This is a genomic window from Bradyrhizobium sp. UFLA05-109 (genome assembly GCF_054185165.1).
Genome location: NZ_JBBIAR010000043.1, coordinates 63,438 through 79,390, shown reverse-complemented (window position 1 = coordinate 79,390; position 15,953 = coordinate 63,438). Strand labels below are relative to the sequence as shown.

The window sequence follows — 15,953 nt, the reverse complement described above, 5'->3', positions numbered from 1 at the left end:
AAGTAGGTCATGCTTTGCCCAGTCTGCGGCGCACGAGCACGCCGGGTCCAGAAATAAACCGGTTCACAGTCCGAGACGTGCTCGCTCGCACTTCGAATTCGGGGTTTGAGGCGAGTGCGCCGGCCCGCGCCTCGTAAAGGATCGCGATATCGCGCGCAGATTCGGGCTCGAACTGGTCGAGATCGAAGAAGCCGCCGTCATCCGGCACCAGCATCCGCATTCGGTCGGCGACCACACGTGGAGTGACGTCCATGGCGGCGACATACGCGTCAATCATCTGCTCGCGCTTGACGTCGGCCGGATCAACCATCTTGGGCTCCCGCGTCTGCGGTTCAACCGGCTCGCGCGCCTTCTTGGCGAGAGCCAAAGTCGCTGTCGAGTAAGGAACCGGGATTTCGACAAGCGGCGTGACACATTCGGTGTTGCCAGCGCTCCAATGGGTGAACGCGAGGCGGATCGCATCCCGCAGCCGCTCCTCGCGGACGTTTCGAGCCGTCTCCTGGTATCGCACGGTCGTCGCAATCCGGCGCTCGAGCCGATGCGAAAAGCGGTCGATGACGTCGAGCTTTTCCCCGAGACCAGCAAACACAGCGCGGATGCGCATGAGATCCTGGATGATCTGGGACTCGGCCGTGGCAATATCGGCGACCAATCCCTGATCCGCAAGCGCAACGGCGGCACGCGCCACCTGGCCATCGTCATTGATGAATCGGTCGGTATTTGTCTGGATGCTGCGCTGGAAGCGCATCGGGTTGTACGCAGATGCCTTGAGCGCGCGGTAGTTCTCCAGCAGTATCTTCTCGACAAAACGCTCCATGAATCTGGCCAACAGGTCGGCAAGCCCTTCGGACCGCATCAGGTCTTCTTCGATCCGGTGGAGGGAGGTCAAGACACCGTCGATCGAACGCCGCAGCTGCACCGCTTGGCGGCGCGCGCTCGCGATGTTCATGACCTTGCCGACGGGGTCCTGGTAGGCCGCGATGATACCGCTGTCGATCAGGCTGGCCTCGGCCGAGATATCGACCCTCAGCTCCTCCTTGAGCGTGATCAGTGAGGAAAGCAGAGCGTGGGCCTCGCGGGGCATGTAGACCTCGGCGGCCTTTCGGTTCGCCACTTCCATAATCCAGCCATCGTCACGCAATCGCCCATAGATAACGTGATCGGCGGTTTCCGGAGTTGGGCTTGTCTCGTCGTCGGAGACGCTCCGGAAATCCGGATTCTCAAGCACCTGCCGAATGACCTGCAGCACTTCGGATTTCTTCGGTGCGAAAGCAAAATCATCGAAGAACTGCTCAAAGATGGCTTCCAGGACCGCGACGTTGCGGACATGCGCCGGCGACGACAGCAGGCGAAACAACGTGTGAGGAATGACATCAAGAAAGCTCATTCTGATCTTTCATCAAGACGGAACCAGATGTAAAATAAGTTAACACAAATAAAACAAACTCCAAATCAGGCAACCTATGTCCCGTCCGCAGAAATATACCGATTCCGAAATTGTGGCGGCCGCGCAAGCATTGATTGCAGAGGGCGAAAAAATCAATCCTATGCGGGTCCGGGTCCGATTGGGAGGAGGAAACGTCAATCGGATCAAGGCCATCATTGCCGGCATGCCTCGGCGGCGCACCCCGAGCCCAGCCCTGGCTGCCCACCTGCCGGGTGCATTGAAACGTGAGCTGCAGCACCTGGCGACCGAAACCTCCCAAGGAATCCTTCTTGTTCTCGCTAAGTATTGGGCAGCCACAGCCGCAACCACAGCATCAACCAATACGATTGAAGAGAACGCGAGGCTTCGGAATCGCATCCAGAAGCTGGAGAACGACACGCTTGTCGCGTCGGAGAAAATTGCCTTGGCCGAAGGCCAGCGGAAGGAAAATGACGAAGCGCTGAAGCAACTCGCGATCGAGAGGGACGATCTTGTCCGGAAACTTGGTATCCTGCAATCGGCGCTGCGCAACGCGGAGGCCGACATTCGCGCTGCACAACGCACGATCGACGGCTTCGAGCGGAATCGCCGTGACGACCGGGAACAGATTCGAGACCTCCAGAAGCGGATAGAGGATTTGATCGGCAAGATTGGAGGCCAGAAGACGAAAGCATCCGGAGCAGCTCAACTCCCGCGCGGCGCAGGCTCTTCCAGATCCCGCGCCAGCTGAGCCTTCCGCCAGCGAGCCCTCGCTCATCCGAGCACCAGCTTATCTCTTCGCGTTACCTTCAATCCAGTTCAGCTCCCTTAGGGTGAGATGCACGACGGCACCGGGGGGTGCGCCGACCGCTTCCACATGCTCCTGCAGCTGCCCGGCGCATTTCTGCCGGTCGACAGCGGTTGGCGCGACGTGGCTCTTCCAGTCAAACACGACAATGGGCCGGCCGTCTGCGATGGCAACGGCGTCTGCGCGGCCGGCCATCAGATATCCCGCCGGCGTTGCGGGCGCTGTAGGCAGCTATCTCCGGCACCAGAGTGCTGCGATGTTCCGCGACGTCCGGCAGATTTAGGGTTCGCAAGGCGGTCGTAGCCATTTCCGCCGGATCGGGCAGCGCTTCTGCTTCAGGCGGACCCAACTGCGCGAGGAGGACGGCAGCCCGGACTTACAGAACAGATGCCGCTTCCTCTGGAACAAGCTAACTCGCAGGGAGCAGAGAATTGTTATTAAGCTGTTCGGCGGCGGTTCCACGCATGGCGACAGCCTTCGCGCGTTTTTTCGTCGCTCAAGTCCCATAGAACGCGAAAAATACGCACTCACGCTCGGATACGCTGCGCCGTCAATTGATCTGCATAGGACTAGGGCGCAGGGATCAAATGGGACATCCCTGCTGCAGAGATTGAGTCACATCAATTCCAAGTTGGTCTCGCCCCCTCCCGAATTGGTATTGGTACCTACTTCAAGGTTCTCCTAGTCATGATCGGATTTCCGCTCAGAAGCTGAAGATCAAGAAGCCATGCTGGGTATGTACGCATAGACTCAGATGTGTGCGCATGTGCCCAAACGACAGCGCCGAATCGTTCTCACAGCCCACAGGGAGCGCGCATGCACCGAAAGTCGAAGCCGAGTTGGTACATCGTAGCCAACAAGGACGGATCCAACCGGAGCTTCAACGTTCTGTCGCAAAGGGCATGGGCGCCACCGTCTTTGAGACTGACAACAGCCATGTCCCCATGCTGTCCCAGCCTGACTGGCTCAGCCGGTCCTTACGAGGAGAGACACGGCCGCGGCGCGGAATAGATCGGGCCCGATCCACGTGGCGCACACGGATTTTGAGAAATTTAAAGGGGCTGCCCTTCAGCGCCCCCTACCGGTTACAATATTGTTCGGGATGGAAATGCCAGCCCCGGAGAGCCACGCTATCGATATCCAAATGCCAAGTGTATTGCGTAAAATTACCGTAAGTACGACTGTCCCAATCAGGGGCGCACCGCGGGCCGCGACAGCCCGAACGGCTAGCGTGTGGGCTTCCGCGTCAAGCGTGGCGTGGAGGGCGGTTGCTTCGGATATGGTGGCGCGGAAGTCCATCACGGCCGCAGCCTCATGACGACCAACGAGGGCATCACCAGCGGCGCGATGCTTCAACGATAGCGCGCCGGGCACGACAAGCACGGGGCTCAGTGACGCCGCGTCGTTTGGTATCGGCGTTGCGGCGGACAGCACCGGTCCCAACAGCGGGATGTCGACCGCAGAGGGGAGCGGCACGATTGGCGTAGGCCCCAACAGCAGCGCGGCCCCGGGGCATAGCGGCGTAAACAGATCGGGAGCAATTTTCGTGAATCGCAAGGCACTACTGATTGGAAGCCCCGGAGTCAAAGGAAGCGACAGTTATCTCCGTGGGGTAGCTAGGGACCTACAAAATTATGACCGATTTCTTCGCTCGCCGGTTGGCGGAGCCTGGAAGCCAGAGGAGATTTTAACTCTCGAAGATCCTCCGGCATCGCAGGTCCAGAATGAAATTCGGAGCCTCAAGTCTGCTGATTACTCGTTCGTTCTGTTTTCAGGACACGGATATTTTTCAGCCAATCCACGGAGCACCATCGTTTGCCTGCGAAAGGATGAAGAAATGGATTCCGCCGAACTGCGTCAAGGCTCTCCAAAGCACACACTCCTGCTCGACTGCTGCCGCGTTGTTGAGAGAGAGATCCTGGCCGAAGACGTGCTGGCCAAGGCCGACAAAGCATCGAAGAGACTGAATTCGTCCGAATGTCGGCGCTATTTCGACGAGGCGATTTCGAAGTGTTCCACTGGTCTCATTGTGTTGCACGCTTGTGATGTCGACGAAGCGGCAGCCGATGACAGTCGGCGCGGGGGGTATTATGCTTATAGCCTGTTGGATTCAGCTGACAGTTGGGCGGTGAGCGATACCACTGATTTGTCAAAGTCCTACAGAACCCTTCGGACGCCACGCGCGCACGATTTGGCCGCCCAAGTGGTCATGAAGTTGAGCGGTAACCGGCAAAACCCACAGATCGAAAAGCCAAGAACGGAGCCCTACTTTCCGTTCGCCATCGTGGCTTAACCTGGCTCCGTCAGAGAAACGACGACCGCCCTGCGAGCCGGCTGTCTGACGTGAATCTGCCAATTCCGCCGGTCGCCATGCGGTCTGAGCTGGACCTTACTCGGTCGGACATAGGCAAGATAGCCGCAGGATGAGATGCGATGCCTATCTCGAGCCGTAGGCTGGCAGTTGGACTGGAACGATCTCGACTCTGAATTTGATATTGTCGGATGAGCAACCGCAGCGTCCAGTTGCAAATTGGCGATTGTAAGGTACCATTCGCGCGACTTCGTATTGCAATGTGATTTTCGCCACGAATTCAATTCAGACTGGGAATTTCTCATTGGCGCTGGATGCTGCTAAGATCAACGTATTTCTCCTGGCCGAGAAGCAAGGCGGGGCTCTTCCGGTTGCTGCCGATGACTACTCATTGGCTTATGGGCCTGATATCTTGTCCCAGGCGTTGACTGATTTAATTTCTATCCGGGAGAAGATTGAAAAGAGCCTGACCGACGATGCTGAGCGACCAACGACCGCTCAGCTAAAGGAGTTCGGCATTGAACTCAGCAGGACGCTTTTTTCCGGCTCGGTCAACGATCTCTATTACGCGGCAAGCCGGCGCCCCATCCAGATTACATTGTGTACGGCAGACACGCGGCTAAAGCAGGTCCCGTGGGAATTCATCGTCTGGCCGGATGTTGACGAAGGTCCACACGGAAGACGCACGTTCGCCCGCAGCGTACCGGTCGTTAATGGTGAGCCGCACGCGCCGAAATCGATCAGCGGCTCGCCGATTTCGGTGCTCGTCATCGGCGCCGATGTTCTCGGCCGGGAGAGAATTCCCTGGAATGAAACCAAGGAAAACCTCGAACGCATCATTGGCGCGAGGATGCAGGGCCTGAATGCGGCACGAATTACCTTGGACCTTGTCGAAGGTGCAACACGGAAAAGTGTCCGATCCGCCCTCGAGCAGAAGTCGTATGACATTGTGCACTTCATCGGCCACGGGCGTCCTGACGGCCTTTTCCTGCGTGGCGAGGGGCAGCAAGGTGGGGTCGTCCTGGCCACGGGTGAATTTTCGAAAATGATTATGGACGCCGAACCGGCGCTGGTGATCCTCAGCGCGTGCGACACCGCTCTGATCAAAGACGTGCAGCCGCTGGGAACAATCGCCGAGACGCTGGTGCGCTCGGGTGTCCCGGCCGTCGTTGCCAACCAAATGCCGATTTCGGTCAGCTCGATCGCGGATTTTACCGGCGCGCTGTATCGCTCGCTATTGACCGATGGCAACATCGATGTTGCCGTCAATAAGGGACGAATTGCCCTCGTCAAGGAAATCGAAGCCTTCAAATTTGCAGCCGTAGAGTGGGGAATTCCGGTGCTGTACCGGCGGCCTGGCTGCAGCCAGCTGTTTATACCTTGAAGCGGGGAATGATGTTCAAGAAGCAAAAGGCCACCCGTTTCGTTCGGCCCGCCTTAGCATCGTCGCGCTCGCCTGCCAGCAAGAAGGAGTCATCGGGCAAGAAAAACGCGAGCAAGAAAACGGCGGGCAAGAAGGCCGCAGACAAGTCTAGACCGAAAACTCGAGCGGCCCGTGCGAAAGCAAGCTCAGTTAAAACGCGCCAGATCGCTGTCTGGGACATCGACGTTCACTCAGGTTTTGTCAACCGCGTGTTGGACGCCATCAACCAGCAACAGCAGCTATTCAAGTTCACCCGAATCGAAGCCACCGTGCCGATAGGCCTGACCATGTCGGGCCACCGCACGCGCGAGATCGTGCAAAAATTCGGTGGTGACGCCAACGATCCGGCGATCGAACGGAGCGTATGGGCTGAGGACATCTATTCCGCTGGCCGGCCGATACTGAAATCTGTCCAAAGCGATCTTCTGGTGTGCCTGTTGGCACCATTGATCGCGAATCGCGTGACCGAGCCTCGGGCAGTCGGCCGGAACGGCATCGCATTGGACTTCTTTTCAGTGTCGAGCAACAGGATCGTACTCGTTTCGGCATTCGGGTTGCGAAATTACGCGATGAAGGTTGGCCGGCCGTTCGAAGCTTCACTTGCTGCTCTGATCGTTGCTGAGGTTTTCGTCGAATGCTTTGGTCTCAAAGAGCACGATGACACGCGCGGTTGTATTATGGACTATTGCGACAATCGCGATGACATCGTGCACTTGCTTCAAAAGCTGGAAATCTGTGCGGATAGTCTCAAGGAATTACCCGCCCATGCGCGCAATGATGCCCTGCAAATTGTAAAAACAATCCGCGAGTACAAGCCATGAACAAGGTATTGCTGTTCATTCCGGGATTGCTTGGATCCGAACTCCTGGATGACGACGGAATGGTATGGCCCGGCTCACTATACAATGGGATCGTGGGATTTGACGAAAAGCGGTTTCAACGCCTCCTGAATCCGAAGCTGAAAGTAGGCGGGATCATCGAGAAGGTTGGATACGTCGTCGACATCTATGCGCAGTGGCTGAAAGCCTTCGCGAGGCTGCGCAACAAGCGGAACGGCCAGCCACTGTTTTCGGAAGCAGGGAAGACCCTATATACTGCCCCGTACGATTGGCGGATCGACCTCACAAAGTCGGCAGAGGAGCGATTGGCGCCCTCGATCAGCAAGATCAATGCGGATTGGGACGGCAAGGCGGAGATCCACATTGTCGCACACAGCCTGGGCGGTTTGCTCAGCAGATACTATCTGCAAAGCGGGAAGTTCACAAACGAGCCAGGCTTTGCGGCAATTCGCTCACTCACGACGTTTGGCACGCCCCACAACGGCGCCCCGGTTGCCCTCGCTGGCGCACTAGGGCTGCACGCAGCCGACTTCCTCAGTATCGATCAATCAAAGCGGCTGGCAAACGATTCCAGCTTTCCTGCTCTTTACCAGACTTTTCCGGTGCAGGAGGAACCCATTGTCTGGAAACGGGAGGAGGAAGGCAATTTGGCGCCTATCTCCCTTAGCGACCGAAAGTTTGCAATTGATCATCTCAAGCTTGATGGTCCTATGCTTGATATCGCGGCGGCGTTTCGCGATGCGATTGACCTTACAAGGACGCCCATTCCGAAGCATGTTCGCACTTTCCTGATGATTGGAACGCGGTTCAGCACGATCACGCATTTTGTGTGGAATGGAGGGGCGATCGACAAGGTCGAGACGGAGTCGGCGGGGGACGGCACGGTGTCGCTACAGGGGGCCTTCCTACCGGGTCAGCAAGTTCAGTTCACTGACAAATCGCATGTGGGCCTGATAGCAGCAAACGAGGCAAGACTTGCCTTCCAGGAATTGTTCGACGCCGATGGCCTTCTGCGGGCAGAAGAGGAACGACTCGAAATCACGGTACAAGCCATTGTCGTCAACGTACAAGCGCCGTTTGAGGCGCTCATCCACGCAACTTCCACCTCAAGTTCGTTCCAGGGAGAACTCTCCTGGGAGCGTGCCGTTCAGGCAATGGACAAGGCCGTCATCGATGAAAGCGACTTCAAACCGGTGACCGTTCCGCCTCCTAAGCCTATTCGCTATTCGGGCCCTCCGATGGGCGAAGCCATCCTACGCCTCACCGCCCCTTCGATGACCGGTATCTACCGCTTGGTCCTCAAGGTCGAAGGGCAGTCCGACTCCAAAAGCATGCCTTTCATGGTACGTCCGGGCTGAGCTGAGCTACCCTTACGCAAAGCGCGGTTTCTATGTTTGCCGCTTGCGGGGCCCCTGTCTCCCGACGCCCCGCATCTCACAGCAACATTGTCGAGCGCCGCCGGCCCGCAATCGAACTGCCCATGTCAGAAGTGGAACGCCATGGCGCGCCAGCCGACAGCCTACACGACATGATGAAATCCATATCGTCAACCATCATGATCGCGCTGTAAATTCATCGCCGCATTGCAAGGCTCTCGTTCGCGTCCCGCGAGCGGCGAGTTTTAATTCGTTGCCTCAGCTGCTCTACACCTTCCGAAAACTTGATCATCCTGCAGGCGCAGGCTGGCGGGATCGATATCGCGACCATAACCACCCGCGCGCCTATCGCTAGAAGGGAATATCATCATCAAGAGAAACTTGCTTCTCCTTGAGCGACTCTGGGGCAGGCGGCAGGGGTGGGGAACGCTCCAGATGTTTGGTGATTAAGAAATTCTGGAAGGCGGCGGCGATTTGGATGGCGAGATCACCGTAGGCAAGCGGTACGGCCACAACGCCCCTGCCCTGGCCATGGCCGCCGAGCTTGTTGCGCAAGAACAGGAGAGCTTTAAGAACTTGATCCATGAAACCGCCTCGCACGGATTCAGGCAGGTCATCGAAGAAACTTTGCGCGCCGAGCTCTTTGATGAGGCGGTCACCATTGGCGTGTTCAAGGTTCGTAAGCACCGCCATGACGCTCTCGAAGCTGTGGCCCGCAAAGAAAATCGCTTCTCTAACATCGCCTGTGGCTAGATACTGGCGGGCCTTAGCATATTCGTTGGCGGCACCGGCAAACCGGTTTGCAGCCAGTGTATCGTGCGCGCTTGCTGCGAGCCTTGCCCCGACGAATTCTGCATCGAGCTTGAAGAATTCACCATCTGACATCCGCCAAGGGCAATCGTGAAGTTCGAAGATCTGATTTACCTTCTTGCGCAGTTCGTCCTTCTCGGCGGCATCCGTATAACTTGACGCGATCTCAATGGTATCGAAGACGAAGAAGCCTTGGCCGTTCAGAACCAGCAGACGCAAAGCTGAATGATATTGCGTCTCGGCCGGATAGGGTGTCACCGGAAGGCGTTCCCAACCGTGCTCGACGAGTAGATCACTCTCGGTTTCCTCCAGGACAGAGGAATTGGAAACCCAGTTGTCGTTAGGGTCGCGCCGAATGCCGAGGGAGGAGTTGTTAGCGGATAGCCATGCCCAGACTTTCCGACGTGCAGTGTCAGGAATATCAACGACCAGCGCCGCCTGCTCGATCGCCCGGTGATAGCGTTGGCTAAACAACAGACGCATCAGCACTCCTTATGTGGTCGTCGGCAGGGATCGATTCTTACTATTATCATCAACGAACGGCAGCGCCAGTACGTGGTGATGTCGGAGCTTCGAGTCACTAGAGCGCTACGAACGGCCCCCTATTTGAGCCCTTGTTTTCTGAGCTTTACCAGGGCTGCTTGACCGGAAGGCGGCAACTCCTGCCTCGAGTAAAAGCGACCGTCTTGAGCTACCCAAAGAGACTCGGAGGCGATTTCCGCTGCCTCTTCTGCTTACGGGCAATGCTATCGGATACGGCCTGCCATTCGTCTTTGCCCGCCTTTCGTGCGCGTCGACGGATGCTCCTCAGAGCGCTTCGGCTGGGCAAATCAACCCCAGTTTGCTCTCGGAAGCTCTTCGACATTGCGACCAAGAGCACCAACGCAACAATCAATAGGAGCCAGTGCATCTTTTGCCCTCCGAGGCCCTCAAAACGTCGGCGCTTCCGCGTGCCAGCGTACGAGCGCGTCCATATCGATCAACACGATCTTCTCCGAACGCCTCGCCGACTCGATCGCCTCGTCGGTGAACGAAGATGTCGTGACGATGTAACCGCGAAGGGCGCTCTGCTCTTCAATCACCCCCTTGAACTGCTGCACAGTCGGTCGCCCTACCCTGTTCTCATTTGCGTTTCGCTTGCACTGCACGGCAATCAAGCCGTCCGGGTGGATGGCGAAGCCGTCGACTCCGAAATCATTCGATTTCCGCGTCGCCCATGACTCGAGGCCCGCCGCGTCAAAAAAACTCATCGTGTGGCGCTCAAACTGAAACGGGTCCATGCTGAACAGATAAGCGCGAAGCGCCAACTCTTCGGGCGGCACCGCAAAGCGAGTGGGGCCCATCGGCTGCTCCTTCATCGCAGCCTTCATCTCAGCACTGGCGCAGCGCAGGCGTTCGTCCTGCATAACGGCGTCAATAATTTCGGCAATGTGGGGACGCGCCTCGGGACTAGTCACTACCGCTTCGATTATCGAAGTGATACCTGCTGTACCGAGAAAGATCAGCAACAGAACGGGCACGCCCAGCGCGCCGCCGAACGCTGCTATACCGGCAGCATGTCCCCCAACCAAGGGGATAGCTGCCAAAGTTGCAGGAAGGGCGATCTTCATGGCCAACGGAAGATCGGAGTTGCGGTAGTTTGAAACCACTTCCGAAACGCTCTTTGCAATCGCAACGATTGCTGTCCGCGAATTGACAAGCGCATTCAATTTCTTCAACTTTCCCGTTGGGCTCAGATCACTCGCGATGACAGCGCGAGAACCGCTTAGCCACTGTATGGCGACTCTTTGGTCTTCCGCGCGCGTCGCATGCTTTATGGCTGAAGCAAACCTGGTGACCAGCCACTTTCTAATACCTTCCGTGATCGCATCAAACATGGTTGCTTCCAAAACTAATCCGCATCGGCCCGAAAGCGAAGCACCCGCTCTAGCTGGCTCTTCGCTGCGGCGCGGTCCCCGCCAAAGCGGTGCAGCGTATTTGAGACCGCCAATAGCGCAGTACTGGCCGTCATCGGATCGAAGCCCCACAGACCGACAAGCCGAACAGCGAAGGGCTCATTGAGTGCGAATGCGCGCATCCTAGCCGCAAGATCGCGAAATGTGTCTTGAGCCTCGCCCAATCGCTTTAACTCTTCCTCGTTCAGGTCGAGTTGCTCAACCATACCGTCGGGCTTCGTCTTCTGCGCAGCGCTAACATTCGCGTACAATACACTCTTGTGGATCACCTCTCTGCGCAAATCAAAGAATTGCTTGAAAGGCTGAGCGACAAAACGACGTTACCACCCAGCCGATGCCGCCTAACGCAAAAACGCCAACAGCACTCCAAACGTCAGCCATTCCAAGCCCTTCTTCTCCCCGCATCCAGCATTCTTCGCCAGGTTGGCAATCTAGACTTTAGGGGCACGCCTATTGCGCGCATCCCCAGGTTGATATTCTAATCGACCCAAAGGGTCCGGGGGTCTTCCAATGCGAATATTTTCCACAGCGTTTGCTTTGCTTGCAGCAGCCAACTTGGTTTTTGTCGCCATACCCGTTCAGGCTGAAGACAACGCCCCGAGCAAATTGGAGAGCTTCACCAAATCTGCCCGGGAGATGATGCCCTCGATGCCGTCTGTCTCCTTGCCGTCGATGCCAGACCTATCGCTTCCCGACCTGTCCGATCCATCCGGGAAACTGATGGCAGAGTTCAACTCGTTCACTCAACAGGTTGGCGACGCTTTGCCTCTACTCGAACAGATGGGCTATGAGGTCACCACGTTCAAAGTTACCTGGGGCCTTCCTCCAAAGGCGCGACTGCGGCTGAAGTCCAACGGCAACACCGACCCGCAGAAGGTGAGCGCTATAGTAGCGAAGGCTCCGAGCAACAGCGTATTGGTGTCCGCCCTGATTTCCAGCGCGGTTACTGCTAAGCGCATTCAGAGCACCATGAAATTGGGAACGGCCTTTCTCGATGTAGACTTCGCAGTTCCTCCGCGCGTGAATATGAAATTTGTGAGCCCGAAGGAAAGCAACAAAGAAGAACCGCGCGATCTTGATGACCTAGAATTTGCCTGCAAGTGACTGGACGTTCGTCGGACCGACTCGTTGTAATATGACTTGAGAAAGTGGTAATGACCGAACTCGGCGCTTCGCCACTGTGCCCTGCACCTTCGATAGTCGCGAGCCAGATCACCGGTTTGCCGGTCGAGTTTGTGCAGGTGCTGCCATGGACCAAAGGCCGGCCTCGACAATTCGAAGGGCCTCGCTTTGACTTTCCACGTACGGGCAACGGATCTCTCACAGGGTCTTAAGATATTCGACAAGCGCTCGCCGCTCAGCGTTCGTCAATTCTGGTCCGATGACGCCAGGCGGCAGCTTGGTCACGTCGGTCTCCTTGCCCTCAAACGAATGTCCGCGATTGCTATTTCCAAGCAGCGATACATTGAAGTCCGTCAGGCCGGCCGCACAGGCGTCGCCCGCTTGCGTCGTAACAAGCCCGACATTGACTGGATCGAACTGGCGGCTGCCAACGCAGAAAGACGTCGGGCGCTCGCTCTGCGGCAACAGCATGTCTCTCAGCGTCGGCACGGATCCGTTGTGTAGATACGGAGCCGTCGCCCAAACGCCATCCAAGGGGCGCGCCCGGTAGTGAGGTTCAAGAGCAAGAACATCTTCGTCCTTGCCGTTTCGGTTCGCCCTCGCTCCAACATAGACTCGCGGGTTTTGACAGTTTTTCCTAGGTCCCCACATCTGCTGCTTGGTGTCTTCAGACGTGCCGTTCGCAATGTTCCATTGATCGATGGTCTTGCCGACCACGTCCATGAGCGCGAGTACGAATAGTGGGTCTGCCCCCCGATCAGCTGGAAGGCCGCAACCCCACGCTTTGTTGAGGTCATCCACGGGATTTAGACCGAGCTTGGTGGGCAAGTGAACGCGGCGCGCCGTAAGGACATCGGATTGTTGTCGATCAGTGCCGATCGCGGTCACCGGGAGCTGAACGACATTAAAATAGTGCCGCCCCCCAATCTCTATCCAATTCTTTTCGTTCTTGGCAGAGCGATCCGGATTCTCCGCCTTCCAGAACGAGTCCTCCGACCACTTTTTGTCGAACGCGGGATCGTTGACCGGACCTCGGTGGCATTCAAAGCAATGCGAGCGATAAAGATCGCGGCCTTCTTCAACTAATTTTTCGTCAATGGCCCAGGCCGGGTCGCCTCGAAACTTTTCCTGCGCGTCCTTCCATCTTGGTGCTACGAGCCCGCTGAATTTCCTGCTCCTTGGGTCGGCCGCTGTAAAGGGATCGGTGCCGCGCAAAAGCTCTTCGAATCTCGCGATGTCCGATAGATGTATCGATGAGGCAAAAAGCGGCCGCCCGGATGCGGGCGCCGTCATATTGATTTTCGCGCTGACGCCGAGCGCCTCGCCCGAATTGCGAACAAGTTCGTTGAGAACAGAGGCGTCGTACTGCGCCCAAAGGAAGTACGGCGTGTCCCAGATTGGTGGAAAGCTCACAGGCGCATCGTGGCGCGCGAAGTTACCCTTAAGGAACGGATCAGGGAGTTCGCCGGTCACGGGATCGAGAAGGTTGCTGTAGAAAACTTGGTTGCCGATCCGGTTCAGCGCGTCAAGTCGACCGAAACCTTCATCGAGATCGGCAACTCCCTGTCCTGTCAAAAGGCTATCACCTTGCGCCTTTTGATTTTTGATCTTTTGAAGTGCAAGCTCCAGATCGGTTCGAAGCTGCTTTCGATCGACGCTTTGTCCCTTGATCTGCTCTAGCCTGCTGGCGAAACGCTCGAATCGCCACGGCAAGATCAGTGTGTAGCCAATAGACAGCCCGATGACTCGTTCGACCTCGCCGAGATTCACCATCGCCGGCCCACCGTCGAACCGAATGCTGACATTCTTGTACTCGAGATGCCCCGTATGACAGGCAGCGCAGGTTAGTCCGATCTGATCTTCGTACGAAGCTCCTGTCGTCGGGTCGACACCGCCCTTAAGGATTGCAAAGCCGACAGGCAAAGCATTTGGATTATCGGGCGCGTTCGGAGTCCAACCGGGGCTCGCAGTGTCCCCATTCGACGCATCTTGGCGATAGCCGTATGTGGGCGCGTTACCGGTGAAGACCTTTGAGCTAGGGCTTGGGATAAAGCCAAGGCGGCGCAGGTAGACTTCGTCCGTCAAGCTCGTGTACGATATAGACAGCTCTGGCCGTTCCAGCGCCAAAAACCATTGATAGGGGACAGGAATAGTCGCCGTCCCCTGCGAAGTGTGGTGAAACCAGTAACGCTGCCGCGAACTCCAATTCTGCGGCAGCCAGTACGCGCGGTCGATGTTCGATGGCTCCGGCAGAGTAGCCGGCAGCAATTGAGCGATCAGATTTGCGTCGTTTTTGATTTTGAGAGCTGCATCGCGAAGCTTCTGCGGTGCGAAATACGCCGTGGCGGCCAATGCGACCGCGCCGACAACGGTCGCGAATAGCACGGTTGCGACATGGGGCCACTGCCTCACCCAGGACCAAAACCGAGAGCTGAGAGAACGCTTTCCCATAACAACCACTCCATCCATCTCTTTCGTGCTATCAGCGCGCGGGCAGCTGGCGGCAACGTCGACGACGACTATTACTTGTTCAGCAATTGGTTATTGATGAATGCAACCACCTCAGCCGTCTCGACCGCCGCACGTCGTGTTATCGTCGCCGCCGCCGGCCCACCGTTCAAGAACGATGGGAACCAACCGAAATTCCGGACATTCCAGGTTTCCTTTGGCAAGACCGATCGGTTCACGCCCGGCACCCCAAAGTTTTGAACTTTCCTGGCGAGTGGCTGCGCCGTCTCGGTGTGACAGCTGACGCAGTCCGTGTTGAAGAAATGGCTCTTCTTTGGATCGGCAATGGTATTGACGATTTCGAGTACGCGACTGTTGGGGACGTTGGCATCAATGAACTCGGACGTCGAAACACCCTTGCGATTGGCGGCAGGCAATGGCGGGGTCTGCAACGCCGCGTGACGACAAGTAATCGGATTCTGGTTGTTCGTGACCGGCTGCGGGATGACGTGTTTTCCGCCGATTATGCTGAACATCTGTGCAGCGTGCAGGCCATCAAGCGTCGGGCCAGGCACCGGAATCAAGCCGACCTGTGGCACCCTCAGCATCGACACAAAAATCCACGGCTCGGGCGGTGATATGCCCATGACAGCCATGGTGTTAAGGCGCTGCGGCGAGAGATGTTTCTCAAGGAAGGCTTTGAGCGCATCACGAAACGGCTTTGCCGACGCACCCACAAGGCCTGGATGCACGTTCAAATCGCCGGCAGTCGAGACCTTGACATTGCCGAATTTTCCAGCGGCGAGTTGATCACGCAAAGTCGCAACGTCGCGAATGATCGCCTTGAAGGCTTCGTCGTCCGGTTTAAACCGCGGAAACGGCGCACAGCCATCGAGAGGCGGATCGGGATCGAGGTTGAAGCTGAAGATGAGGTGACCGGCGGTGTCGTGAACCTTGAATCCTTCGGGCCCGTTGGTCACGGGCTGAATGATGAGGCGGATTTGCGGTTGCCGTCCAAATTGGGCGATGACATCTGGAGATAGCCCTGGCGCTCCCGGATCGATCCTCATGCCGGCAACAAACCAGGCATCGACCTTTTTCACGGCGTCAGGAAGCTGAATGTGGCGCACACCTGAATCTGGCGCTCCCGGACGTTCGGGATTTTCGGCGTTTGCGATAAAGCGAGCGAAATCCTCATCGGAAAAAAGTCGCTGCGGAGATCCCGTGGGGCCGGCGAGATCGGCCACAGCGATCAAATTGGCAAGGTCTGCTTGCGACTTCGGTGGAGGAAAGAGGGTGGACACGTCGTTGGCTGAAAGCGGCTTCGAAGCCGCTTGCGCCAGCGCCGGTTTCGCTTCCAAAGCTATGGCGAATGTCACCCCTACCACGAACAGAGCTACAACCAATCGGTGGAGCCCAGACCGGTGCATTGTATCCTTCGTCATTCTCGACGGTC

Annotated in this window: 13 protein-coding genes; 6 read left to right on the top strand and 7 right to left on the bottom strand. The window is 57.1% G+C overall.

Going from position 1 to position 15,953, the window contains the following annotated elements:
- Window positions 1–7 precede the first annotated feature (7 nt).
- Window positions 8–1,357 (bottom strand): Wadjet anti-phage system protein JetA family protein, encoded by a 1,350-nt coding sequence (locus Q3C01_RS28275; protein ID WP_458148569.1) that lies wholly within the window; start codon window positions 1,355–1,357, stop codon window positions 8–10.
- Window positions 1,358–1,463: 106 nt separating this feature from the next.
- Between Q3C01_RS28275 and Q3C01_RS28270 the strand changes: the two genes are divergently transcribed.
- A complete protein-coding gene (locus Q3C01_RS28270) occupies window positions 1,464–2,156 on the top strand; it encodes a DNA-binding protein (RefSeq protein ID WP_458148568.1) in 693 nt (230 codons plus the stop codon).
- A gap of 39 nt (window positions 2,157–2,195) precedes the next feature.
- Here Q3C01_RS28270 and Q3C01_RS28265 read toward each other — a convergent pair whose 3' ends face one another.
- Window positions 2,196–2,408: a hypothetical protein gene (locus tag Q3C01_RS28265; RefSeq protein ID WP_458148567.1), complete on the bottom strand. Its 213-nt coding sequence runs from the start codon at window positions 2,406–2,408 to the stop codon at window positions 2,196–2,198.
- Between the two features lie 1,351 nt (window positions 2,409–3,759).
- Between Q3C01_RS28265 and Q3C01_RS28260 the strand changes: the two genes are divergently transcribed.
- The 4 genes from Q3C01_RS28260 (at window position 3,760) to Q3C01_RS28245 (ending at window position 8,144) form a co-directional block, all read left to right on the top strand.
- Window positions 3,760–4,506 (top strand): caspase family protein, encoded by a 747-nt coding sequence (locus tag Q3C01_RS28260; RefSeq protein WP_458148566.1) that lies wholly within the window; start codon window positions 3,760–3,762, stop codon window positions 4,504–4,506.
- 322 nt (window positions 4,507–4,828) lie between these two features.
- The gene (locus Q3C01_RS28255) at window positions 4,829–5,908 is read left to right on the top strand and encodes a CHAT domain-containing protein (protein WP_458148565.1); all 1,080 of its coding nucleotides are present in this window, start codon (window positions 4,829–4,831) and stop codon (window positions 5,906–5,908) included.
- Between the two features lie 8 nt (window positions 5,909–5,916).
- Window positions 5,917–6,768 (top strand): hypothetical protein, encoded by an 852-nt coding sequence (locus Q3C01_RS28250; protein ID WP_458148564.1) that lies wholly within the window; start codon window positions 5,917–5,919, stop codon window positions 6,766–6,768.
- Entirely contained in the window at window positions 6,765–8,144 is a 1,380-nt protein-coding gene (locus tag Q3C01_RS28245) for an alpha/beta hydrolase (protein ID WP_458148563.1), read from the top strand. The genes Q3C01_RS28250 and Q3C01_RS28245 overlap by 4 nt, the downstream gene beginning before the upstream one ends.
- A gap of 369 nt (window positions 8,145–8,513) precedes the next feature.
- Here the strand turns inward: Q3C01_RS28245 and Q3C01_RS28240 are convergent, their stop codons facing one another.
- From Q3C01_RS28240 to Q3C01_RS28230, 3 genes are all read right to left on the bottom strand, one after another.
- A complete protein-coding gene (locus Q3C01_RS28240; RefSeq protein WP_458148562.1) occupies window positions 8,514–9,455 on the bottom strand; it encodes an AbiJ-NTD4 domain-containing protein in 942 nt (313 codons plus the stop codon).
- Between the two features lie 446 nt (window positions 9,456–9,901).
- Window positions 9,902–10,849: a restriction endonuclease gene (locus Q3C01_RS28235; protein ID WP_458148561.1), complete on the bottom strand. Its 948-nt coding sequence runs from the start codon at window positions 10,847–10,849 to the stop codon at window positions 9,902–9,904.
- Between the two features lie 14 nt (window positions 10,850–10,863).
- Window positions 10,864–11,133 (bottom strand): hypothetical protein, encoded by a 270-nt coding sequence (locus Q3C01_RS28230; protein WP_458148560.1) that lies wholly within the window; start codon window positions 11,131–11,133, stop codon window positions 10,864–10,866.
- Between the two features lie 304 nt (window positions 11,134–11,437).
- Between Q3C01_RS28230 and Q3C01_RS28225 the strand changes: the two genes are divergently transcribed.
- A complete protein-coding gene (locus Q3C01_RS28225; RefSeq protein ID WP_458148559.1) occupies window positions 11,438–12,031 on the top strand; it encodes a hypothetical protein in 594 nt (197 codons plus the stop codon).
- Between the two features lie 216 nt (window positions 12,032–12,247).
- Here Q3C01_RS28225 and Q3C01_RS28220 read toward each other — a convergent pair whose 3' ends face one another.
- Entirely contained in the window at window positions 12,248–14,434 is a 2,187-nt protein-coding gene (locus Q3C01_RS28220; RefSeq protein ID WP_458148558.1) for a di-heme-cytochrome C peroxidase, read from the bottom strand.
- Between the two features lie 137 nt (window positions 14,435–14,571).
- Window positions 14,572–15,942: a hypothetical protein gene (locus Q3C01_RS28215; protein ID WP_458148557.1), complete on the bottom strand. Its 1,371-nt coding sequence runs from the start codon at window positions 15,940–15,942 to the stop codon at window positions 14,572–14,574.
- Window positions 15,943–15,953: the final 11 nt, after the last annotated feature.